We start from the raw sequence: 22,510 nt of genomic DNA on the forward strand, positions 1-22,510 counted from the left end.
ATTGCGACGCCTTCGGCGTCGCGGGCTTGGGCGCTTTCGGGTCGGCGTCTTCCCTCGTCACTCCGTCGCTACGCTCCTGCTGTCTCACTGCGACGCTGCGCGTCGCGGGCCTGGGCGCCCCCGAGTCGGTGTCTTTCCCTCGTCACTCCGTCGCTGCGCTCCTGCTGTCTCACTGCGACGCTGCGCGTCGCGGGCTTGGGCGCTCCCGGGTCGGTGTCTTCCCTCGTCACTCCGTCGCTTCGCTCCTGCGTTCCTCAGTCCAGACACCGACGCGCCCAAGCCGGGCCTCAGTCCAGACACCGACGCGCCCAAGCCGACAACCAGTCCCGACACCGGCAGGCATGTGGGCGGGTCCGGACACCGGCGGGGGCGAGGGGGCTCGCGGGGCTGTTTCGGCAGCTTGGGCGGGGTCAGACGGGGAACTCGGCGAGCACTTCCCAGGCGCCTTCGGGGGTGTGGCCCGCGGTGAGTCGGCCGCCGAGAGCCTCGACGCGCTCGGCCATGCCCACCAGGCCGAACCCGCCCCCCAGGCGGGAGATCCTGGCGTCGACCGCCGAGCCGTAGTTGCGCACGCGCAGCCACACCCGGCGCGTCGCCGCCCCCGGGGGGCGCTGGTCCCGTCTGGAGCCCTGGTCTCTGCCCGGCCTGGCCTCCCGATCGTGGCCGTCGCTCAGCCGGAGGTCGGCCTCGACCCATCCCGTGCCGGGGGCGTGCCTGCGCACGTTGGTGAGAGACTCCTGCAGGACCCGGTGAAGGGTGGTCATCACCTCGGGGGCCAGGGTGTCGTCGGTGATGCCCTGGCCGATGTCGAAGACGACCTGGGGGCCGCCCGCGGAGAAGCGTTCGACCATCGTGCGCATGTCCATGAGCGTCGTGCCGGGGGAGCGGGCCGCCTCGTCCTGGGCGCGCAGCACGCTGACCAGGCGGCGCATCGAGGTCAGCGCGTCCGCTCCAGCCCCGGCGATCGCGTCGAGCGCGGGGACGACGGCCTCGGGTTTCTGCTCCGCGACGACCTTGGCCGCCTGTGCCTGGACGACGATCCCGGTGATGTGGTGGGCGACCAGGTCGTGCAGCTCCCTGGCGAGTTCGAGGCGTTCGGCCCGCCGTACCGAGTTCACCGCCTCCTTGCGGCGCTCCAGCTGGAAGCGCAGGTAGGCGCCGACCGAGGCGGCGACGGACCAGGCGACGAAGACGAGGAATCCGATGGCCAGGGAGGCGTCGTCCTCGTGCAGCCGGCCCGCCGAGCTCTCCAGCGTGATCATCGACGCCACCGAGAACAGCGCGGCCCGTCTGATCGGCTCGATCCCGCGCAGGCCGCTGACGGTCAGGATCAGCAGTGACCCGGTCTCCGCCAGGGCGGGCGTTCCCGCGGTGCCGATGACCCCGATGACGAGGGAGGAGGCGAACGACACCCCCAGCAGGACGGCGAACCCGCTGATCCTGCGGGTGCGGCGCCACAGCACGGCCAGGACGCCGACGACGCCGCACACGGGGTTCAGCCACATCGCCGGGTTGTGGTTCGCGACGGTCACCATCACGTCGACCAGGAGCAGCAGCACGAGCCAGCCGATGAGCGCCAGCTCGCTGAGCCGTTGGATCCAGTAGACGATGCGATGTTCCCCCACGGCCATTGAGCCTAGGCCTCTCGGCCATGTGCGGCATCAGCCGTTCGGCCGAGCGGACCGTCCTCGAACCGGCCCTTCAGCGGAGGCGGGCCCCGGCGTCCCTCGCCGATGCTTGAGACGTCGAAGGGGGAGAGGAAAATGACCGTCATCGGGGTTGTGCTGCTGATCGTCGGGCTCGTCGTCGCGCTGTCTCTGGTGCTGGCGGACCCGGTCCTGCTGTCACGCATCAACGGGGAACACGCCGAGGGCGGCAGCGGCCGCCACATCCAGGCCCCGCCCGTCGGGGCCGACGGAGAGATCGTACGGCTGCCGCGCCGCCACACCGAGCCTCGCACCCGGCAGGCCGCCTGAGAACAGCCCGCGACGCCGCAGGCGTCGCGATAAACACGGCGCAATAGGCTGGCCCTATGACTGAAGGATTCGAAACGCTGGCCATTCACGCAGGTCAGGAACCCGATCCGCATACCGGGGCCGTTGTTCCGCCGATCTATGCGGTGTCCACGTACAAGCAGGACGGCGTCGGCGGGCTGCGTTCAGGGTACGAGTACAGCCGTTCGGCCAACCCGACCAGGACCGCCTTCGAGGAGGCCATCGCCGCCGTCGAGGGCGGTGTGCGCGGTCTGGCCTTCGCCTCCGGTCTGGCGGCGGAGGACGCGGTGCTCCGCACGGTCTGCAAGCCGAGCGACCACGTCATCATCCCGAACGACGCCTACGGCGGCACCTACCGGTTGTTCGCCAAGGTGCACCAGCCGTGGGGGCTGCACTACGACCCGGTGCCGCTCGGCAACCTGGACGCGGTCGCGTCGTCCATGACGCCGAAGACCAGGATCGTCTGGGTGGAGACGCCGACGAACCCGCTGCTCGGCATCGCCGACATCCCGGCCCTGGCGGAGCTCGCCCACGACAACGGCGCGCTGCTGGTCGTGGACAACACCTTCGCCTCGCCGTACCTCCAGCAGCCGCTGGCGCTGGGCGCGGACATCGTCGTGCACTCGACCACGAAGTACGTGGGCGGTCACTCGGACGTGGTCGGCGGGGCGCTCGTCACGGCGGACGCGGACCTGGGCGACCGGCTCGCCTTCAACCAGAACGCCATGGGCGCGGTCGCCGGGCCGTTCGACGCGTGGCTGGCGCTGCGCGGGCTCAAGACGCTCGCGGTGCGGATGGAGCGGCACTGCGACAACGCCGAGCGGGTGGCCGGCCTGCTGCTCTCCCACCCCAAGGTGAGCTCGGTGCTCTACCCGGGTCTGCCGGAGCACCCGGGGCACGAGGTCGCGGCCAAGCAGATGAGGCGTTTCGGAGGCATGGTGTCCTTCCGGGCCGCGGGGGGAGAGGCTGAGGCGGTCGAGATCTGCAACCGGGCCAAGCTGTTCACCCTCGGGGAGTCCCTCGGCGGGGTGGAGTCCCTGATCGAGCACCCGGGGCGGATGACTCACGCCTCCGCGGCCGGTTCGCCGCTCGAGGTCCCCGCCGACCTGGTGCGCCTGTCGGTCGGCATCGAGTCGATCGACGACCTGCTCGCCGACCTCACCCGCGCGCTGGGCTGAGACCCCTCTCTCCCCTCCCGCGACCGGACGGCTGACAGGGACGGCGACGGGGTTCGCCGTCCCTGGTCCGCCGCCCGTGGCCGGGGCCTGAAGGCGGGGCGGGCTGTCAGGGGTCGCCCGGACGGGGTCCGGAACCGTCCTGGACCGTCCGGGGCGGGCCCGGCCAGGTCTAGCCGCCCCAGATCATGAGCACCAGGATGACCAGCCAGATCAGGGCGACCACGCCGGAGAGCGCGGCGATCCTGCCCCTCTGCGTCTTGGCGTCGTCGGTCGGGGCCTCGGCGGCCAGGACCCGGATGGCGGTGGCCTGGTCGCGGTCCACGATGACCAGCAGCACCGCCGCGACGACGAAGAGCGTCATGGAGATCGACAGGTAGGGCTTGCCGAGGAACTCGCGCCCCAGCAGCAGGCCGAACAGGAACACGCCGAGGGCGGCGACGCCGTAGATCCTGGTGGTCTTGTGCAGGTAGCGCAGGACGTTGACGTCCTTGGCGCGGATGAACCTCGGCGTGGACATGGTCGCCGCGGTGATCGGCCCGAGGGTGAAGATCGCGAAACCGATGTGCAGCCAGAGCAGCAGTTCTGTCATGAGCCAGACATTAGCCCTCGGTGATCTCAACCGGGTACGGCGCGCGTGGGCCTTGCCGCCGGGTGACGTCTTCCCGCGGCCGCGCCGATTCCAAGGCGCCTCCAAGGACGCCTCCATGTCGTTCGCAAACGTCGGCTTCTAGCTTCTCGCACTGAAGATCCGTATCGACGTCGTGCCGCGAGGCGGCACGGAAAGGAAGAACAGTGCGGAGCCAGAAGATCAACATCAGTCTGGGTGCTCTCTCCGGCGAGCTGGCCGAGGTGTCGGACGCGGAGCTGGAGGTCGTCGTCGGCGGCATGGAGCGCGGGCCCATGAGCGAGCCCACGGTGTGGAAGTGCCGCATCGTGGCAGGCAGCGGCGACGTGAACAAGCCGGACTTCATCGCGCCCTGACCGGGTTGAGCGCTGGCGGCGGCGGGGGGCTGCCCGGTGGCTCCCCGCCGCCCGCCCGGAGACCTTCATGATTCTGATTCTCAGTGAGCCGGGCGACGACACCGTCCGTTATGTGCTCCCCTACCTGGAGCGGCGCGGCGTCGCCGTGCTCTGGTGGGATCCGGCGACGTTCCCCGCGAACTCGACGGCGACCGTCCACTTCTCCGCCGACGGCCGCAGGAAGCTGCTGCGCGTCGACGACGATCTCCACGACCTGGGCGAGGTGACGGCGGTCTGGGAGCGCCGTCCGGGGAAACCGGTCATCCCGAGCGAGGTGACCGACCCGACCCACCGTCAACACGCCGCGTGGACGTGCGGTGACTTCGTCATGGGCATGATCGAGTCGCTGCGGGCGCGGCGGCTTCCCGGACCGAGAGGGGCGGTCCAGCTGGCCGACAACAAGCTGGTCAACCTGGCGAGGGCGGCGGATCTCGGCTTCGTCGTGCCGGAGACGACGGTGACCAACGATCCCGCGGAGCTGGTGCCCGCCTGGGAACGGGCGCGGGGCCGGCTCATCGGCAAGACGGCCCTGCCGTACGGCTTCCAGCTCGACGGTGAGGACCACGGCCTGTTCACCTCGCCGATCCACCGGCGTCACCTGGCGGGACGTCAACGCCTGCGGTACGAACCGATGATCCTGCAGCCGAACGTCGACAAGGCGGTCGAGCTGCGGGTGACGGTGGTCGGCGACCGCGTGTTCGCCGCCGAGATCGACTCCCAGGCGAGCCGGACGACCAGCCAGGACTGGCGGCACTACGACGACCAGACGGTCAGGTACGCGACGCATGACATGCCCGTGGCGGAACAGGCCCGCTGCCTGGAGCTGGTCCGTTCGTTCGGCCTGAACTACGGGGCGCTCGACTTCATCGTCACTCCGGACGGCCGGTACGTCTTCCTGGAGATCAACCCGAACGGGCAGTGGGGCTGGATCGAGGAGCTCACCGGCCTGCACATCGCCGAGGCGATCGCCGAATGGCTCACCGCGGACGAAGGAGCGTCATGACCGAATCTCTTCCTCTCGGCTCGGCCGTCGAGCTGTTGCGGCGGCTGCCGCGCCGCCGGGACTGTGTGCCGGAGGCGAGGAGCGCGTTCGCGGCCTGGGCCGATGAGCACCCCGGGTCGACGCCCCAGCTCGTGGTGGAACACCGTCCGGCCAGCCCGGTCGTCGACTACGACCTGCTGCTCGACCATCCGGAGGGCGGCACCGTCGCCCTGACCGTGCAGCCCTCTGACGGAGTGCCGTGGGCGGTCGACCACTCCACGCACTGGGCCGCGGACATGGTGGCCACCGTGAACGGGCGTTCGTTGAGCCTGCCGGACGGGCTCGCCACCCTGCGCGCGCTCCACGAACCGACCGGATACGAGCAGCTGCTCGATCACTGCCTCCTGCGGAACGCCGTCGCGGACGACGACGAGCCGGTCGACGCGGAGGAGGCGCAGGCGGCGGCGGACTCCTTCCGGCGCGGTCGCGGTCTGCTGGACGAGGAGGCGACGCTGGCCTACCTGGCGGCGCGGGGCGTGACCCTTGAGATGTTCCAGGGGAACATCGAGACCGCGGTCCGCGTCCGTCGTTTCCGCGACCGGAAGGCCGCGGAGCTCGCCGCGCGCCACCTGGCGGCCCATCGCGCCGACTTCGCCACGGTCCGAGCCGTCTGGGTGGAGAGCGACGATCAGCGCGACCTCGTCGCCCTGGTGGACGGCCCGGCCAAGGACTTCCCCGTCAGGGCCGTGCTCGCCGGGGGAGAGGTAGGCGTCTTCCGTCGTACCGCGTACAACCGGGACCTGCCGCGGCCGCTCCGACTGGCCGAGCCGGGCGCTCTGGTGGCCACGGACCGGTTGATCGGCCAGGTGCTGCACCGGATCCCGGCACGGGAGGACGACCCGCGCGTCGTCGCGGCGGCGGGGCGCGTCGCCTTCGCCGAATGGCTCGCCGAGCAGAGGTCCACGGCCGACGTCCAGTGGCACTGGCGCTGAGCGGCTCGTCCCCGAACCCCGGGGGAGGCGGCGTTCGTCCGGTGTGGGGGCGGGTGGGACGAGGCAGGCGGTCGTCGTGGCCGGGGTGCGCGTTCGCCCCGAGCGAGCGTGCCCGCCGGTCGGCGGCCGGAGAGAGACCTCACCGGGGCAGGTGGAGCAGGCCGTTCATCGTGAATGCCCGCCGCTCATTTCCGTGCTCGGCCTGCCCGCGAAGGCGGGGCGACGCCCGCCGTCCGCTCGTCCCCATCGGGAAACGTCGGCCGTTCATTCGGCGGTGAAGGCGTCCTGCCGGTCGCGGCCGCTGGAGACGGCGCACACCTCGAAACAGGTGCATCCGATGAGCAGCAGCACTCCCAGGACCAGCGCGAACATCGGCCTTCCTCACATTCGGCTCCGTGTGACGGCGAACGCCGTCGTGTAGTAGAGATGGAACCTTCGGGGCAGAAGTTGGCGCTGGAACATCACGATTTGGATAACGCGCATTTATGGTGATGTGCGATGGTAGATCTTCTTATTTCTGCTCTAAGCACCCCATTGAAGTGAGTAGGATCACTGACGGGCTCGTTTCCGTGTGACGAGGCCGTCGGCGGTGAGGTCGCGGTCGTGCCGGGCGAGCATTGAACCAAGTCGTGCACGACGGCACAAGGGAGTGCCCGCTGTGGGTGTGAAACATGTCGAGCCGTACACCGAGGAATGGCGGCGGCAGCCGGCCTTCTACGTGAGCCGTGTCGTCCAGGCGATGGGCGCCGAGGTCACCGACTGGTGGGAGGGCCCCTGTGACCCGCGTGCCGCCACGATCCTGCTGACCGGCGGAGACGCTCTGGTGTGGGACGAGGAGAGCGGCTGGCGTCGTGGCCGCTACGTGTCCGGCGACCATGACCGCTGCACCGTCCTCGCCGACTCCCGCTATCTCGGCGGCGGCCTGCTGCCCAGCCCCGACCGGGTCCCCGCCGCGGTCGCCGACGCCCTCGCCGGCGTCGGCAACAGCACCGCCTGGCGGCCCTGCTACCGCTCCTACCGTCACTACCGCGACGGGTTCGACCTCGCGCTCAACGGCTACCTCGCCTACGCGGACGTCTGAACCCCCGCACGGACGCCTCAGGGCCGCTCGAGCCCGTGACGCGCGAGGGCGCCTCCCGGGCGCGGTCCCGGCCGGTTCAGCGTGACCTGCGGGTCCGCAGGAAGTCGCTGACGACGTACTCGCCCAGGCGGTCGGCGCTGGAGGAGAAGACCCGGCCGCCGTTGCGCCGGGCGACCTCGTTCACGAACTCCTTCAGACGCTCGTCCTCGGCGAGCATGAACACGTTGAGCGTCGCCCTGCGCCGGGTCATCTTGTCCACTTCGGCCAGCGTCAACTCAAGGGTCTCGCTCGTCGGCGGCCACTCGAAGGCCGCGGAGCCGTTGCGCCGCAGGTGGGCGGTCGGCTCGCCGTCGGTGACCACGAGCACGACCGGCTCGAAGTCGGGATGGCGGTCCAGGTGGCGGCCCGCGATCAGCAGGGCGTGGTGCAGGTTCGTGCCCTGGACCATGTCCCACTCGAGCCCGGCGAGCTCGTCGGGCTGCAGGATGCGGGCGTAGTTGGAGAAGCCGATGATCTGCACCGAGTCCTGGGGGAACTTCGAGGAGACCAGCGCCTGCAGGGCCATCGCGGTCTGCTTGGCCGCGGCCCAGGTGCCGCGCAGGGCCATCGAGTAGGACAGGTCGACCAGCAGGCACATCGCCGCGGCTGTGCGCCGTTCGGTCTCCGCGACCTCGAAGTCGTCGACCGACAGCGTCACCCTTCCCGCGGTCCCGCCGCGCCGCACACCGTTGACCACCGTGCGGACCACGTCGATGGGCTGCTCGTCGCCGAACCGCCAGGGCCTGGAGGAACCGGTGAGCTCCCCGGCCGCGCCCGCGTCCACCTGGTCGTGGTCGCCCCTGCGGCCCGAGTCCAGGGAGGCGAAGACGCGGCGCAGCGCGGTCTCGCCGAGGCGGCGCACCGCCTTCGGGGTGAGCTCCAGCTTGCCGCGCTGGCGGCGCAGGTAGCCCTGCTGCTCCAGCTCGCGCTCGATCTGCTTGAGCGCCTCCAGGTCGTCGACGGCCGAGCGGCCGAGGGCGCGGCGGATCGCGGCCTCGTCGACGTCGTCGAGGCGGGCGCCGGGGTAGTCCTGGCGGAGCGCGGCCTCGAGCTGGGTCAGATCGGCGAGCTCCTCGAGCGCGGTCACCGCGTCGCCCATCCCCATGGGATCCTCGCCGGTGAGCCGTTCCGGGGTGTTCCAGGCCAGGTCGGGACGGCGGGCGTAGAGGGAGTCGCCCAGGCGGCGCATCTGCTCGCCCAGCCCGGCCTGGTCCAGCGTCTGGTTGATCAGCTGGTTGAGCTCCTCGCGCTGGCGGGGGGTCAACGAGGCCATCAGGCGCTGGGTGGCGGCGGCCCTGCGGGCGAGGATGTCGACCAGCTCCTCCAGGTTCCTCGGTGCCTCGGGGAACATGTCGCCATATCTCGACATGAAGTCGTCGAAGTCCGCCTGGGTGTGCTCGCCACGCGCGTCCCGGTCGAGCATGTCGTTCAGCTCGGACATCATCTGCCTGACCCGCTCCATCGCGGCCGGGTCGGGGTTGGCCAGCGCCTCCCGCATGCCGCGGAACTGGCTGTCGAGCACCTCCCTGCGCAGCAGGTCACGCAGCTCCTCGAAGGTCCGCCGCGCGGCGGCCGAGCGCCACTGGTAGTCGCTGAGCTCCTGGATCGCGCTCGCCGTGTCCGAGGACAGCCCCTCAAGCTCCGCCTCGCGCAGCCGGGCGTCGTCGGACGGGTCGGGGAACAGCTCGGCCCGCTCCTGGCCGATCGCCTTGTCCAGCAGGGCCCTGGCCCGCTCCAGCGTCCCGTCGAGCCGCCCGCGCTCGCGCAGCTCGCGCCTGCGCCGCCGTACCTCGCGGAGCAGGTCGTCGAGGCCCCGCCGGTCTCCCGCCCCCGGCAGGCCCTGCTTGAGCAGGTCCCGCAGGGCGTGGTCGGGGTTCGCGCCGGACAGGACGGCGTCGCCCATCTGGTCGAGCGCGGAGCGCACGTCGTACGGCGGGGCGAGCGGGTCGGGCCCGTCCCGGTACTCGCCATAGCGGTAGCTCATCGAACACCCCTCCAGCGCTCCCCCGGACCCGGCCCGGGGGAGGAAATCGACCCGAGACCCGCCGGGATCTCAGGTGCGGTAGACGGTCGCGCCGTCCACCTCGTCCTTGGACAGGCGGCGCAGGAGGTAGAGCCCCTCAAGGGCGAACTCCAGCGCCGCGGCGGCGTGCCCCGGGGACTCGTCGCCGATGCCGAGCCTCGACATGATCTTGGCGAGGCCGGGCACGGGCCCGATCCTGCGCAGCAGCTCACCGGCGGGCACCAGGGCGCCCGACTCGACCTGGACGCCCTCGGAGAACCTCTCCAGCAGCGGAGCCAGGTCCACGCCGCCCAGGGTGCCGCGGAACGTCTCCGCCACGGCCCTGCGGAGCAGGTGGGCGAGGACCTCGGTCTCCCTGCCCTCCTCGCTGACCTCGAACTCCACCTTGCCGCGCAGGGTGTGGACGATGTCCGGCAGGTCGGCGACCCGGGTCACCGCGTGCTCCTCGCCGGTCAGGGCCGCACGCCGTACGGCGGAGGCGGCGGCGGTCTCGGCGGCGGCGATGGAGAACCGGGCCGAGACCCCGGAGCGCGCGTCGACGGCGGTGGACTCGCGGACCAGGCGGGTGAAGCGCGCGATCACCTCGACCAGGTGGTCGGGCAGGTCGGCGCCCACATGGTCGAGCGCGGCCTCCTGGCGGATGAGCCGGAGCTCCGTCTCGATCGACAGGGGATAGTGGGTGCGGATCTCGGCGCCGAAGCGGTCCTTCAGCGGGGTGATGATCCGGCCCCTGTTGGTGTAGTCCTCGGGGTTCGCGCTGGCGATCAGCAGGATGTCCAGAGGAAGGCGCAGGTTGTATCCCCTGACCTGGATGTCGCGCTCCTCCAGCACGTTGAGCAGCGAGACCTGGATCCGCTCCGCCAGGTCGGGCAGCTCGTTGACCGAGAAGACGCCCCGGTTGCTCCTGGGGACCAGTCCGTAGTGGACGGTCTCCGGGTCGCCGAGCGTGCGCCCTTCAGCGATCTTGATGGGGTCGACGTCGCCGATCAGGTCGCCGACGGAGGTGTCGGGCGTGGCGAGCTTCTCGCCGTACCGCTCGTCGCGGTGCCGCCAGGAGACCGGCAGCTCCTCGCCCGCCTCGCCGGCCAGGCGGCGGCAGCGGGCGCACGAGGGCTCGTAGGGGTGGTCGTTGATCTCGCAGCCGTCGACGACCGGCGTCCACTCGTCCAGCAGCCCGGTCACGGTGCGGATGAGGCGGGTCTTGCCCTGGCCGCGCTCGCCCAGCAGGACCAGGTCGTGCCCGGCGAGCAGAGCTCTTTCCAGATGGGGCAGAACGGTGTCGTCGAAGCCTACGATGCCGGGGAACCGCGGCTCTCCTGCCCGCAGGCGGGCCAGGAGGTTCTCACGGATCTCGGCCTTTACCGTACGGTGGATATGGCCGCTCGCGCGAAGTTCGCGCAGAGTACGTGGCTCTGGCATTTGAGGCACGAGATTGAGCCTACGTCCCCGAAGCCGAAACCGGGACTCTTATCCCGGTTTCGGATCTTGGGCATCGTGTGACGGTCGGGGCGCGTGCTTGTCCTCACAGTGGGGAGAATCGCTGCAAGGCAAGGCTTCGGACAAGAAGGGGAGGTGAGACGAGTGGCACTGTTGACGAGCTGCTTCGCCGATGGTCTCGCCGTGGGATCCGACCTGGTCGCGGCTGCGGAGACCGCGGTGCGTCAGGCCCTCTCCGGCCTGACCGGACCCCCTAACCTGGTCTGTTTCTTCATCTGCGGTGACGATCCCGACGACGTCTCCCGCGCCGGACTGCGCGTCATGGGCATGGTCCCCGGAGCGTCGGTGATCGGCTGCAGCGCGACCGGGGTGATCGGGGACGGGCGGGGAGTCGAGGTCACGCCCTCGGTGAGCGCGTGGGCCGCCACCCTCGACGGGGCCAGACTGAGGACCTTCGCGCTGGACACCCTGCGGGCCGATGACCGTTTCGTCGTGGTCGGTCTCCCAGAACCCCAGGCGGACGACCACGCGGCCATCCTGTTCGCCGACCCCTACAGCTTCCCCACCGACGGCTTCGTCGAGCGTTCCGACGAGGTGCTGGGCGACCTGCCGCTGATCGGCGGCCTGGCCAACGCGCTCCAGGGCAGGGGCGCGGTACGGCTGTTCGCCGACGGGGAGGTCTACACGGAGGGCGCCGTCGGAGTGCTGCTCGGCGGCCCCATCAACGTCAGGGCCGTCGTCAGCCAGGGCTGCCGTCCGATCGGCCCGACGATGACCGTCACCGGCGTCGAGGAGAACCTCCTCCTGGAGCTCGCGGGCCAGCCCGCGCTGGCCAGGCTGGAGGAGGTCGTCAGCGCGCTGGACGAGGACGAGCGGGAACTGGTCGCCTCCGGGCTGCAGATAGGCCTCGCGATGGACGAGTACGCCGAACGGCACGAACGCGGCGACTTCCTCATCAGGGGAGTGCTCGGCATCGACCCCGAACGGGAGGCCGTGGCCATCGGCGACGTCGTCGAGATCGGCCGCACGGTGCGCTTCCAGGTGCGTGACGCCGCCACCGCGGACGAGGACCTCTACGAGCTGCTCGACGCGCACCGGGAGGAGTTCGGCGGGGGAGACGGCGCGCTGCTGTTCTCCTGCAACGGCAGGGGCTCGGCCATGTTCGGCAGCGCCGACCACGACGCGGTCGCGGTCAGGGACACGCTCGGCCCGATCGGCGTGGCCGGGTTCTTCGCGGCGGGGGAGGTCGGCCCCGTCGGCGGACACAACCACGTCCACGGTTTCACCGCCTCCGTCCTGGTCTTCTCCACCCGTCCGTCTGCCGACAGACCGTATGATCGCTAGATGTCCGGATCGGTGCTTGCCGTCGACATCGGCGGGACGAAGTTCGCCGTCGCCCTGGTGAACGCCAGAGGAGAGGTCGACAGGGCCCGGCGGGTGGCGACCCCCCAGGGCGGCGACGCGGAGACCCTGTGGAAGACGCTCGTCGACCTGATCGACTCCCTGCTGACCGACTCTCCGCCGACCGGCGTCTCCCGTCCGGAGGCCCTCCAAGCCGAGGACGCGAGCGGCGGCTCCCCCCTCCCGGCCCCCGGCCCTGGCGAGTCACGCCTCTCGGATCCCGGCCCTGGCAGCCCCCCGCCGGAACGCCTCCCGGTCGAAGGCGTGGGAGTGGGGTGCGGCGGCCCGATGACCTGGCCGGAAGGCGTCGTCTCGCCGCTGAACATGCCCGGCTGGCGCGGCTTCCCGCTCAGGGCCAGGCTCGCGGAGCTCTTTCCCGGCGTGCCGGTGCGCGTCCACAACGACGCCGTCTGCGTGGCCGTCGCCGAGCACTGGCGGGGCGCGGGACGGGGCAGCGCCAACATGCTCGGCATGGTCGTCTCAACCGGCGTCGGCGGCGGGCTCGTCCTGGGCGACCGGCTGATCGACGGCGGCAGCGGCAACGCGGGACACGTCGGGCACATCGTCGTCGAGCCCGGAGGCCCGGTGTGCGGGTGCGGGGCCAGGGGCTGTCTGGAGGCCGTCGCGCGGGGCCCCGCGCTGGCCGCGTGGGCGGTCGGGCAGGGCTGGACGCCGGGCGCTCTCACCGGCGGGGTTTCCCACCGGGCCACAGGCGGGGTTTCCCAGCAGGCCGCAGGCGGGGCTTCCCACCAGGTCTCCTATGTGGAGGCGGCGGTGGCCAGCGGACGGCAGCTCGCGCTGGACGCGGACGCGGGCGACGAGATCGCCCTGGCGGCCATGAACAGGGCGGGACGAGCTCTCGGCCTGGCCGTCGCCGCCGCCGTCAACCTCTGCGACCTCGACATCGTCACCGTCGGCGGCGGCCTCTCCCAGGCGGGCCGCCTGCTGTTCGACCCCCTGGAGACCACGCTCCGCGAGCACACCCGGATGGAGTTCGCCCGGCGCGCCCGGGTCGTCCCCGCCTCCCTGGGCCAGGACGCCGGCCTGGTGGGCGCCGCCGCCCTCATCCTCGCCGCCGACCGCTACTGGCCCCACTAGCCATTTCCTGCCCTCTCCAGAGCTTTTCGTCCTCTCTGGGGTGCTTTGCCGTACGAGTTCGATGACTGTGGGAAACAGTGAAGTCGCTGTATGTGAGAAAAAGCTTGACGGTGTTCCCTGAGTTGTCCACTCTCAAGGAGGAAACGCGGCGAAATTTTCTTCACAGGAGAGCACATGAAGATGCGATTCGTCGGCAGCACGTCATCCAGTGGTGGATGCCCGACGATCTATGAGACAGAGCGCGGCACTCTGGTCATCCAAGGGATGCAGATCACCGATCCCGGAACGCTCGCGGAGGCCCACGACATCCTGGACGGCGAGGCGTTCGTGGAGGTTCCCAGGGAGCTGTTCAAGTTCCTAGGGTGATCTCATGGGTCTTCTGACCGGCGACGACTTCGAGCGACTGTTCGCCACCTTCACGACGTCCGCGTTCCGTCTGGAAACACGTGACCGGTACCGCGAGGCGAAGAACGAAAGCGCTCCCTTGCGCCGTTTCCTCGCCGGTGAGCCGGATGACATGGAGTGGCTTCGGTTCTGGCTCGACCTCGTGCGAGATCACAACGCACACGGCCGAACGATCCGTCGTGTTCGCGTGGTGTCGCACCCCTTCACGGATTACACCCGGTTCGGCCTGGCTGTGGCGGAGCACAACAACGCGGCCGGCGACCACATCCGTTATCTCGACCGGCAGGAGGCCGATCGCCTGGGCCTGCCGCACTATGACTGGTGGCTTTTCGACAACCGGCGGCTGGCGTTCGTGCACTTCAGCGTCGACGACGTGCTGCGAGGGGCCGAGATCGTCACTGACCCGGCGACTGTCGGGCAACACGGCGAATGGCGTGATCTCGCGTGGGAGCACTCGGTGTCCCGTGAGGAGTTCCTGAACTCCGGTGCGTGACATCGTTCGTGTCCGTCAGATGATGGGCGCACGGCTCAAGGAGCTGCGGCTCGGTGCTGGTCTGACCGGCCGAGAGCTGTCTGCGCGACACGGCTGGCAGCCATCGAAGATCAGTAAGCTGGAGAACGGTCGTCAGACCCCGTCAGAGGAGGATCTGCGGCTGTGGTGTGAGGCCACCGGCGTCCCAGATGAAGCAGCCGACATGATCGCCTCACTGCGATCCATGCAGACCCTGTACAGCGAGTGGCGACGGCAGCTGCGACACGGCACCAGGGCCAGGCAACAGAGCTGGCTGGAGATGGAGGCCGAGACCGAACGCTTCCGGGTGTTCGAGCCGTGCGTGGTTCCTGGCCTGCTCCAGACCAGCGAATACGCTCGGCAACGGCTGTCCCAGTCGATCGCCTTCTACGGGATCCCCGATGACGTCGAAGACGGGATCGCCACTCGTCTGCGTCGCCAGGAGATTCTCTACAGTCCTGCGAAGTCGTTTCATTTCGTTGTGTTGGAGGCCGCGCTGCGCCTCGGCATGGCGCCTCCCGACGTGATGTTGGGTCAGCTTGACCGGCTGACGACGCTCGCCATGTTGCCCAGGGTTCGGCTCGGAATCGTTCCCATGAGGGCCTTGTTGCCGCACACTCCGCTGACCGGCTTCTGGATCATGGATGAGCGGGCGGTCGTCGCCGAGACCTTCTCCGCTGAGCTGACCCTTACTCTTCCCGAGGAAGTCGAGCAGCACGCGCGCATGTTCTCCTGGTTTGCCAGGGTTGCCTGTTACGGGGTGGAAGCTCGAAAGATCATTGTGAGAGCTATGGAAGACCTCGCAGGCTGAGATCCCTGGATTTTCTCCATCGATCCGATCCTTTTGGCACTTCAAGCAACTGCGAGAAAGTTCCTTGCTGCGAACGTGAGTTGCTCCGTACCGTCAGGTCGTCACCCTTCGCATTCATTCCCTGACATGGAGGTGCGATCATGACTGTCAACCTGTACGACATCGATCTGACCGGCGCGAGCTTCCTACGGCCCTGCGGCGGTAACCAGGGCGACGAAGAAATGGACAACTGTGTCGAGATCGCGGCGATTCCCGGCGAGGACGCGGCATTCGCGGTACGTGACTCCAAGAACCCGGCGGCGGGGACGCTGAGGTTCACCGGAACGGAACTGCGCTGGTTGGCCGCGCAGGTCGGCGGGCTCTTCTAGCGACCACTTCCGCGACCTCCGCCCGTGCCTTCGGGTGGAGGTCGTCTACCGTCAGGGGGAACGGTGCACTACCACGCATACCAATGGAACGGGGGGACGGCGCAGCTTGAACGGGCGGACGGAGTGCGCCGCCCTCCTCTCGCCCCGTCGGACCCGGCTCCGTTCATCGGATCGCCGCTCCCGCCTTTCCGGCTCTGCGACTGGCTGCTGAAGCCGCGTACCCGAATCGAGCAGACCTTCGCCGGGGCGGAGGCGGCGCTGGAGTGGTTGGCGACACGGTACGCGGAGGTCATGCCGTCGTTTCACCTGCCCGACCAGGAGACGAGGATCGGTGAAGACGCTCGTCTGGGAAACGCGACATATGACCTGAACGGCGGTGTCGACGTCTGCTGGGGGTTCTATCTGCGTGGTGAACGCTACGTTCACATCGCGATGGTCTGCTGCCCCAACCGGCACGCCCCCGGATACCCCTGCCCGAGCGGCGGGCGGTGACGAGGTTGCCCGAAAGTCGTGGTCGAGCGGTGTGGCACGGAGAAGACGCTCGGCCGGGGGCAGGCGGGTGGCTCGCCCTGGCCGGGTGTACGGCTTTCGCCGTCAGTCGTTCTGTGTGACGGGGGCGTCGAGGAACTCCTCGACCATCGGGGCCAGCAGGTCGGCGCGGTGCACGACCGTGACGTGGGTGGTGCCGGGGAGCACCGCGAGCCGGGAGTTCGGCAGGCCCGCGACGTCGCCCGCCACGCCGCCGCCGAACAGCCGGAACATCTCCGCCGCGTGCTCGGGGCGGACGATGTCCGAGTCGCCGATCACGGTCAGGACGGGGGTCTGGACGGAGCGGACGGCCTCGGCGGACCAGTAGGGGTTCTCCTCGGTCATCCGCTTCACCTTGGCGACGAGCGTGGGGAAGTCCTGCGGGTTGGGCGCGGTGTCGAGGTACTCCTGGTGGAACGGGGAGCCCTCCAGGTGCGCGGGCTCCAGGGCGCTCATCCCCTCCAGCAGGCCCGGGTTGAAGCCGCTCTCGGCGTGGGCGAGTGAGACGAGCACGAGCTTGCGCGTCAGCTCCGGGTGCCGCCGGGCGAGCTCCAGGGTGATCCCCGCGCCGAGGCTGTAGCCGAGGACGTCGGCCTGGCCGACGTCGAGGTGGCGCAGCAGGGCCGCCACGTCGTCGGCCAGGTGCGGGATGGTCAGCGGGCGGTCGATGTCGGCCGTGCGGCCGTGTCCCTGGAGCTCGACGGCGATCACCTGGCGGTTCTTCGCGAGGTGGGGGAGCAGCCGGCCGAAGGAGGTGCCGATTCCGGAGAAGGAGCCGTGGATCAGGACCAGCGGCGCGCCGGTCCCGTGAACCTCGTAGTACATCTCAAGCCCGTTCACCGGCGCGTATCCGTGCGTCGTGGTCATCGTTGCGCTCCTTCGCGTTCCCGCTCGCTCTTGCCTGCGTTGCCGCAATCCTCTTCCTGACGACTTATTTTGTCAAGACAATTTTTATTGTCGGTGTTGGGTGTGACGAGGCCAGGACCTGTCGAGGGAGGGGTGTGCCCCTACCGGTTCGGCGGGGGCAGCGGGTTCAGGGGAGGGTCACCAGACGTCACCGTCACGCCAGTCGCAGGTCAGCTCGCCGGACAGATCCAGGGGGACCGCCAGGGGAAGGACGTGGACGCCTTCGTCCTCCTCCTCGGTGCGCGTGACGCCGGCGGGGGTGAAGGCCCACGTCGTCCCCCGCCACTGCTTCCAGCCGCGTGTCGCGTAGAAGTCCACGGCCTGGTCGGAGGCGCTCAGCGCGCCCAGGTCGTACGCGTCGCGGATCACCCGCTCAAGCGCTTCCATCATGGCCGCGCCGTACCCGCGCCGCCGCAGGTCCGCGCGGACCCCGACGCCCTCGACGTAACCGGCTCGCAGCGCCCGGCCGCCGTGCAGCAACCGCCGCTGGACCACCGACGCGTGCCCGACCAGCTCGGCCCCCTCCCACAGCAGGGCGTGCATTCCGCCCAGCGCGTGTTCCCAGTCGTCGTCGCTCAGGTCACCCTCGAAGACCTCGTCGAGAAGCGCCCGCGCGGCCTTGAGGACGGCGGCGTCGAGATCGGCGGTGTGAACGACATGTACTTCGGTCATGCCCGCCATCCTGGCACCCGGCGTCGTCCGGCGCGGGGCGGGAACGACGGAGGCGTACGGTCAACGGCGGAGGCGGATCGCAAAGACACGCCCACGGGTCGTCCCCGTGTGCGCAGCGTGTTGGGCGAGGCTTCACCGGCTCCGGTGATGTTCCGATCGCCGACGGGGAGCAAAGCGGTATGGCACAGGAGACACGGGTGACGGGCTGGGTCGGCTGGATCTGGTTCGCAGGCATAGTAATGATCGTGGTGGGCGTGTTCAACCTGATCTCGGGTCTGTACGCGATCCTCAACGACGACCTCTTCGTCCAGGTCCGCAACCGGCTGCTGGTGTTCGACCTCACCGGGTGGGGCTGGATCCACCTGATATTCGGCATCGTGCTCGTGATCGTCGGCACGGCCGTGACCATCGGCCAGGAGTGGGCGCGGGTGGTGGCCATCATCCTCGTCGCCATCAACGCCGTCACGCAGATGGCGTGGATCGCGGCCAACCCGTGGTGGTCCCTGATTGTCATCGCCATCGACGTGATCGTCCTGTACGCGTTGATCGTGCACGGACGTGAGACTGCGGCGCTGCGCCCCTGACCCGCCCGGACACCACCGGGCCAGGTCGCGGGCGGCCGATGGCGGGCCGCCGTCGCCCCCGGCCGGGGCGGGGACGCGAATTCGTCGCGGCCCTTCGCCGGAGTGATCATGATTTTCGCTAATAATCTATGTGTGGGCGGATATTCCAGGCGATTATTTCTCCAGCTCAGCGGTGTCGCCGCGGCCGGAGCACTGATCACGGTCGCCCGTGCCGCGCACGCGTGGGGCGGGAGCGCGCGGGCGGGGGACCGGCTCGCGCACGTGGGGGACGACTCCTTCGCCCTGCTGCGCCGCAACTGGCGGGACGTGACGGCGGGGGCGGGGTTCGACGCGGCGGCGGAGCCGTACCGGACCCGGCTGGCGAGGCTGGGCAGGACGGCGGCCGGATACCGGGACACCATGGCGCCCGCCGACACGTCGCTCTGGCCCGACCGGGCGTTCCCCTCCTTCGTCGCCACCATGGCGCGGCTGCAGACCATGGCCCGCGCCTACGCCCTGCCGGGGACCGGGCTGACCGGCGACGCGAACCTGGCCGAGGCCGTCGCCGTCGGCGTCGACCACTACCGGCGGCGGGTGTACGCCGCGGGCGCCGCCCCGGTCGGCAACTGGTGGCACTGGCAGATCGGCGTTCCCAAGAAGCTCCTCGACGCGGCCGTGCTGATCGGCCCGCACCTGTCGGAGCGGCGGACCGGGCCCCTGCTGGAGGCCGTGGACCACTTCGTCCCCGAGTGCTACCTGGACGACTACAGCGGCACCAGCACCGGAGCCAATCGGGTCGACCTGTGCATGGTGACGCTGCTGCGCGCCGTCGTCGGGTCCGATCCGGCGAAGGCCGCGCTGGCCGTCTCCGCGCTCTCCCCGGTCTTCCCCTATGTCGGCGAGGGCGACGGGTTCTACCGGGACGGCTCGTTCGTCCAGCACACGTTCGTCCCCTACCAGGGCACCTACGGAGCGTCGCTGCTGTCCGGCCTCGCGACGATGTTCGCGGTGCTGCGCGGCTCGCCGTGGGAGGTCACCGACCCGAACCGGCAGGTCGTCTACGACATGGTCGACAGGTCGTTCGCGCCGGTCGTCCACGACGGCTTCTGCATGGACCTCGTCAGCGGCAGGGGGATCAGCAGGCAGCCGTACGGCGACCACGACAGAGGGCGCGGGATCGCCTCCGCGATCCTGCTGCTGGGGGAGACGGCCTCCGCCGCCGAACAGGCCCGCTGGCGGGGCATGGTCAAGGGGTGGGCGCGGCGGGGCGTCCACCTGCCCATGCTCAAGGCGGCGGAGAACGGGGACCTGGGCTTTCACGCCCGCCTCACCGCGATCCTGGACGACGACGCGATCCCCGCGGCCGACGAACCCGTCGGGCACCGCCTGCTGGCGATGAGCGCCCGCGCCGTCCACCGCAGGCCCGGCTGGTGCGCGGGGCTCAGCATGGCCTCGGACCGGATCGGCCACTACGAGCACGGCAACGGCGAGAACCTGCGCGGCTGGCACACCGGCTCGGGAATGCTCTACTGGTGGGCCGAGGGCCACGGCGACCAGTACTCCGACTCCTTCTGGGCCACGGTCGACCCCTACCGCCTGCCGGGCACGACCGTCTCCACCCGGCGGCTCGCCGACGGGGCCGGTCTCGGATGGGGCGACACCTGCCCGCCGGACCGCTGGGTCGGCGGTGCGACCGACGGCCTGTACGCGACGGTCGGCCAGCACCTGAACGGCTTCGAGAGCACGATGGAGGCCTTCAAGTCGTGGTTCTTCCTCGACGACGCGGTGGTCTGCCTGGGCGCGGGGATCACCGGCAGGGACGGCGTGCCGGTCGAGACGGTCGTGGACAACCGCAGGACCGACGCGCTCCTCACCGTGGACGAGCAGGCCGGTTGGGCGCACATCGAGGGGCACGGCGGCTACGTGATGCCCTGCGCCCGCCCGCGCACGCTGTGCGAGAAACGCGTCGGCGGCGAGGCGCGAACCCCCAGTGACGAACGCAACGGCGGCGAGGGGCGCGACGGCGGCTCCGACCCGGTGACCCGCGGCTACGCGACCATCTGGCTCGACCACGGCGTCGATCCCGTCTCGGCCGACTACGTCTACCTCCTCATGCCGGGGGCGACCCGGGCGCAGACCAGGGCCCGCGCCGCAGACCCCGGCTGGGCGCGCGTCCTGGCCAACACCGTCCGCCAGCAGGGCGTCCGGGTCCCGTCGGCGGGCCTCACCGCCGTCAACTTCTGGAACGACGGAGCCGTCGGCGACCTGGCCGCCTCCGCGCCGTGCGCCCTCCTCGTCAGGGAGGGCGGCGGCGGCGTGGCCACGCTGACCGTGTCGGACCCCCGGCGCGACCTGGACGAGCTGACCGTGACCTGGAACCGTCCGGTGGCCGAGGTCCTCCGCGGGCACCCGCTCCTGGCGAGGGCCACGACCGGCGCCGGGCTCACGCTCGTCTTCGAACGGCTGGCCGACCAGGCGGGCGGTTCGCACACGGTCGTCGTACGGCTCGGCTGACCCCGGCCCTCGGCCGAGCCGCTCGGCCCGTCCGGCCCGGCCTGGCCCGGTGAACGCGGATGGAGCGCGCTAGCCGCTCCGGGGCGATTCCCGCTCCGGCTGCGCGGCGCCGTCGGCCGCGCAGGGGTGGTCGTCCTCGTGGCCGAAGAGGCGGGCGGCCGAGGGGCGGGGGAGCGGCTCGGCCGAAGGGCGGGTGCCGGCCAGCAGGAGCGCCAGGTAACGCCGGTGGTCGCTGCCCTCGTGGTCTGACCGGTTGACGGTCGCCAGCGCCATCACCACGATCGCCGCCAGGTCGCGGACCAGCAGGTCGGCGCGGACCAGCCCGCGCCGCCTGGCCTCGGCCAGCACGTCCCCGAGCGGCTCGGAGAACCGTTCGGCGATCGCGACCGTGAACGCCCCCGCCTCCCGCGCCGCGGTGAGCAGGGCCTGGTGGGCGGCCAGCGTGTCGACGATGGCGGCCAGCGCCTCGGCGAGCCCCTCACGAGGGTCGGCGGCCTCACGGGCGGCCAGCGCGAGGGGCTCGACCTCTTCGGCGAAGTACGTCTCGAAGCAGGCCCGGACCACGCCGTCGCGGTCGCCGAACCGCCGGTAGACGGTGGCGATCCCGACTCCGGCCCGGCGGGCGATCTCCTCCAGGGGGACGGCGACGCCGCTCTCCCGGAGAGCCGCGATCGCCGCCCTGACGATCCTGTCCGAGTTGCGCAGGGCATCGGCTCGACGTCGTTGCTCTGACACATCTCGAACGCTAGCAGTCCGCATGCGGACGGTTACCAGGCGACCTGCAGGGAGGTCACGCCGTACACGACGCTGAAGGACCGGAAGCGGGCCTCGGACTCGACCAGGCGCAGCTCGGGGAAGCGCCGCAGGAGGGCGGGGAAGGCGATGCGCATCTCCATCCGCGCCAGCGGCGCGCCCAGGCAGTGGTGCACACCGTGACCGAAGGCCACGTGGCCGTGCGCGCCCCTGGCGAGGTCCAGCGTCTCGGGATCCCGCAGGAGCGCGGGGTCGCGGTTGGCGACGGGCAGGGAGCACGACACCAGCTCGCCGGGCCCGATGACCTGGCCCGCGATCTCGACCTCCGTGGTCGTCATCCTGAAGGCGCCCGTGTGGACGACGCTGAGCCAGCGCAGCAGCTCCTCCACCGCGGCGTCGACGCGCTCGGGCTCCTTCCTGAGCAGTTCGAGCTGGTCGGGATGGCGCAGCAGGGCCAGTGTGCCGAGACCGAGCATGTTGGCGGTGGTCTCGTGACCGGCTATCAGCAGCAGGTTGCCGATGCCGACGAGCTCGTTCGCCGTCAGGTCGCCGCCGTGCTCGCGCACCAGCATGCCGAGCAGGTCCTCACCCGGGTCCGCCTGGATGCGGGCGACCAGCTCGGCCATGTAGGCGCGTGACTCGTCCTGCGCCGCCACGCGCTCCTCCACGGGCGCCGACACGTCCAGCAGCAGGCTGCTCCTGCGCTGGAAGTCCTCCCGGTCGGTGTACGGCACGCCGAGCAACTCGCAGATCACCAGCGACGGGATCGGCAGCGCGAACGACGAGACCAGGTCGGCCGGGGACCCGGCCCGTTCCATCGCGTCCAGGTGGTCCTCGACGATGCGTGTGATCCGGGGCTCCAGCCTGCGCATCCTGCGGAGCGTGAACTCCGGCGTCAGGAAGCGGCGCAGCCGGGTGTGCTCGGGAGGGTCGGAGGAGAGCAGGTTGCCCGCGCGCAGCGCCGCCAGCTCCTCCTCGCTCTTCGCCGGGGCGCAGGGCAGCTGGAAGCGGCCCTGCCAGGCGTTGCTGAACCGTTCGGTGTCGCCCAGAACCTCGCGGACGTCCTCGTAGCGGGTCACCAGCCAGGCGTCGAAGCCCAGGTGCGTGCTGAAACGCCTGATGCCCTCATCCTTCCGCAGTTCCCCCAGCTCCGGATCGGGATCGAACCCCGCCCGCCGCATGTGCAACGGCAGCGTCGTCGACTCGCTCATGCAACCCCCTGTGTGACTCGCCT

At 70.5% G+C, this 22,510-nt stretch carries 23 protein-coding genes; 15 read left to right on the forward strand and 8 right to left on the reverse strand.

Going from position 1 to position 22,510, the window contains the following annotated elements:
• Positions 1-410 precede the first annotated feature (410 nt).
• Complete coding sequence (locus PKF00_RS24545; RefSeq protein WP_271219980.1) at positions 411-1,631, reverse strand: sensor histidine kinase; 1,221 nt, start codon at positions 1,629-1,631, stop codon at positions 411-413.
• A gap of 132 nt (positions 1,632-1,763) precedes the next feature.
• Between PKF00_RS24545 and PKF00_RS24550 the strand changes: the two genes are divergently transcribed.
• Together PKF00_RS24550 and PKF00_RS24555 are read left to right on the forward strand one after the other, a co-directional pair.
• Positions 1,764-1,976, forward strand: coding sequence for a hypothetical protein (locus PKF00_RS24550; protein WP_271219981.1), 213 nt, complete (start codon positions 1,764-1,766; stop codon positions 1,974-1,976).
• A gap of 56 nt (positions 1,977-2,032) precedes the next feature.
• Entirely contained in the window at positions 2,033-3,172 is a 1,140-nt protein-coding gene (locus PKF00_RS24555; protein ID WP_271219982.1) for a cystathionine gamma-synthase, read from the forward strand.
• Positions 3,173-3,341: 169 nt separating this feature from the next.
• Here PKF00_RS24555 and PKF00_RS24560 read toward each other — a convergent pair whose 3' ends face one another.
• On the reverse strand, positions 3,342-3,761 hold the full coding sequence (locus PKF00_RS24560; protein ID WP_271219983.1) for a hypothetical protein: 420 nt from the start codon (positions 3,759-3,761) through the stop codon (positions 3,342-3,344).
• Between the two features lie 203 nt (positions 3,762-3,964).
• On the opposite strand from PKF00_RS24560, the gene PKF00_RS24565 reads away from it, so the two are divergent.
• The 4 genes from PKF00_RS24565 to PKF00_RS24580 all read left to right on the forward strand — a co-directional run bounded on the left by PKF00_RS24565 (position 3,965) and on the right by PKF00_RS24580 (position 7,247).
• Positions 3,965-4,153, forward strand: coding sequence for a hypothetical protein (locus tag PKF00_RS24565; protein WP_271219984.1), 189 nt, complete (start codon positions 3,965-3,967; stop codon positions 4,151-4,153).
• A gap of 67 nt (positions 4,154-4,220) precedes the next feature.
• Complete coding sequence (locus PKF00_RS24570; RefSeq protein ID WP_271219985.1) at positions 4,221-5,195, forward strand: MvdC/MvdD family ATP grasp protein; 975 nt, start codon at positions 4,221-4,223, stop codon at positions 5,193-5,195.
• On the forward strand, positions 5,192-6,166 hold the full coding sequence (locus PKF00_RS24575; RefSeq protein ID WP_271219986.1) for a TIGR04500 family putative peptide maturation system protein: 975 nt from the start codon (positions 5,192-5,194) through the stop codon (positions 6,164-6,166). The genes PKF00_RS24570 and PKF00_RS24575 overlap by 4 nt, the downstream gene beginning before the upstream one ends.
• Positions 6,167-6,824: 658 nt before the next feature.
• Positions 6,825-7,247: a DUF6292 family protein gene (locus tag PKF00_RS24580; RefSeq protein WP_271219987.1), complete on the forward strand. Its 423-nt coding sequence runs from the start codon at positions 6,825-6,827 to the stop codon at positions 7,245-7,247.
• A gap of 76 nt (positions 7,248-7,323) precedes the next feature.
• On the opposite strand, the gene PKF00_RS24585 is transcribed toward PKF00_RS24580, so the two are convergent.
• Together PKF00_RS24585 and PKF00_RS24590 are read right to left on the reverse strand one after the other, a co-directional pair.
• The gene (locus PKF00_RS24585; protein ID WP_271219988.1) at positions 7,324-9,270 is read right to left on the reverse strand and encodes a vWA domain-containing protein; all 1,947 of its coding nucleotides are present in this window, start codon (positions 9,268-9,270) and stop codon (positions 7,324-7,326) included.
• Positions 9,271-9,339: 69 nt separating this feature from the next.
• Positions 9,340-10,728 (reverse strand): sigma 54-interacting transcriptional regulator, encoded by a 1,389-nt coding sequence (locus PKF00_RS24590; RefSeq protein WP_271219989.1) that lies wholly within the window; start codon positions 10,726-10,728, stop codon positions 9,340-9,342.
• 162 nt (positions 10,729-10,890) lie between these two features.
• On the opposite strand from PKF00_RS24590, the gene PKF00_RS24595 reads away from it, so the two are divergent.
• The 7 genes from PKF00_RS24595 (at position 10,891) to PKF00_RS24625 (ending at position 15,832) form a co-directional block, all read left to right on the forward strand.
• Positions 10,891-12,090 carry an FIST signal transduction protein gene (locus PKF00_RS24595; RefSeq protein WP_271219990.1) on the forward strand — a complete coding sequence of 400 codons (1,200 nt, stop codon included), beginning with the start codon at positions 10,891-10,893 and terminating at the stop codon, positions 12,088-12,090.
• A complete protein-coding gene (locus PKF00_RS24600) occupies positions 12,091-13,245 on the forward strand; it encodes an ROK family protein (RefSeq protein WP_271219991.1) in 1,155 nt (384 codons plus the stop codon).
• A gap of 174 nt (positions 13,246-13,419) precedes the next feature.
• Complete coding sequence (locus PKF00_RS24605; protein WP_271219992.1) at positions 13,420-13,611, forward strand: hypothetical protein; 192 nt, start codon at positions 13,420-13,422, stop codon at positions 13,609-13,611.
• Between the two features lie 4 nt (positions 13,612-13,615).
• The gene (locus tag PKF00_RS24610) at positions 13,616-14,143 is read left to right on the forward strand and encodes a DUF6879 family protein (protein WP_271219993.1); all 528 of its coding nucleotides are present in this window, start codon (positions 13,616-13,618) and stop codon (positions 14,141-14,143) included.
• Positions 14,136-14,972: a helix-turn-helix domain-containing protein gene (locus tag PKF00_RS24615; RefSeq protein WP_271219994.1), complete on the forward strand. Its 837-nt coding sequence runs from the start codon at positions 14,136-14,138 to the stop codon at positions 14,970-14,972. The genes PKF00_RS24610 and PKF00_RS24615 overlap by 8 nt, the downstream gene beginning before the upstream one ends.
• Before the next feature lie 140 nt (positions 14,973-15,112).
• Positions 15,113-15,340 carry a DUF397 domain-containing protein gene (locus tag PKF00_RS24620; protein ID WP_271219995.1) on the forward strand — a complete coding sequence of 76 codons (228 nt, stop codon included), beginning with the start codon at positions 15,113-15,115 and terminating at the stop codon, positions 15,338-15,340.
• Positions 15,341-15,403: 63 nt separating this feature from the next.
• On the forward strand, positions 15,404-15,832 hold the full coding sequence (locus PKF00_RS24625) for a hypothetical protein (protein WP_271219996.1): 429 nt from the start codon (positions 15,404-15,406) through the stop codon (positions 15,830-15,832).
• 102 nt (positions 15,833-15,934) lie between these two features.
• Here PKF00_RS24625 and PKF00_RS24630 read toward each other — a convergent pair whose 3' ends face one another.
• On the reverse strand, positions 15,935-16,735 hold the full coding sequence (locus tag PKF00_RS24630; RefSeq protein WP_271219997.1) for an alpha/beta fold hydrolase: 801 nt from the start codon (positions 16,733-16,735) through the stop codon (positions 15,935-15,937).
• A gap of 177 nt (positions 16,736-16,912) precedes the next feature.
• Positions 16,913-17,446, reverse strand: a complete 534-nt coding sequence (locus PKF00_RS24635) for a GNAT family N-acetyltransferase (RefSeq protein ID WP_271219998.1) — start codon at positions 17,444-17,446, stop codon at positions 16,913-16,915.
• Positions 17,447-17,625: 179 nt separating this feature from the next.
• Here PKF00_RS24635 and PKF00_RS24640 point away from each other — a divergent pair, with 179 nt between their 5' ends.
• Positions 17,626-18,030 (forward strand): DUF7144 family membrane protein, encoded by a 405-nt coding sequence (locus PKF00_RS24640; RefSeq protein ID WP_271219999.1) that lies wholly within the window; start codon positions 17,626-17,628, stop codon positions 18,028-18,030.
• A gap of 132 nt (positions 18,031-18,162) precedes the next feature.
• Positions 18,163-20,523, forward strand: coding sequence for a polysaccharide lyase 8 family protein (locus tag PKF00_RS24645; protein WP_271220000.1), 2,361 nt, complete (start codon positions 18,163-18,165; stop codon positions 20,521-20,523).
• 69 nt (positions 20,524-20,592) lie between these two features.
• On the opposite strand, the gene PKF00_RS24650 is transcribed toward PKF00_RS24645, so the two are convergent.
• Both PKF00_RS24650 and PKF00_RS24655 read right to left on the reverse strand, forming a co-directional pair.
• Positions 20,593-21,258 (reverse strand): TetR/AcrR family transcriptional regulator, encoded by a 666-nt coding sequence (locus PKF00_RS24650; protein WP_271220001.1) that lies wholly within the window; start codon positions 21,256-21,258, stop codon positions 20,593-20,595.
• 32 nt (positions 21,259-21,290) lie between these two features.
• Positions 21,291-22,487: a cytochrome P450 gene (locus PKF00_RS24655; RefSeq protein WP_271220002.1), complete on the reverse strand. Its 1,197-nt coding sequence runs from the start codon at positions 22,485-22,487 to the stop codon at positions 21,291-21,293.
• Between the last annotated feature and the right edge of the window lie 23 nt (positions 22,488-22,510).

This window comes from Streptosporangium carneum (genome assembly GCF_027922005.1).
GTDB classification, from domain to species: domain Bacteria; phylum Actinomycetota; class Actinomycetes; order Streptosporangiales; family Streptosporangiaceae; genus Streptosporangium; species Streptosporangium carneum.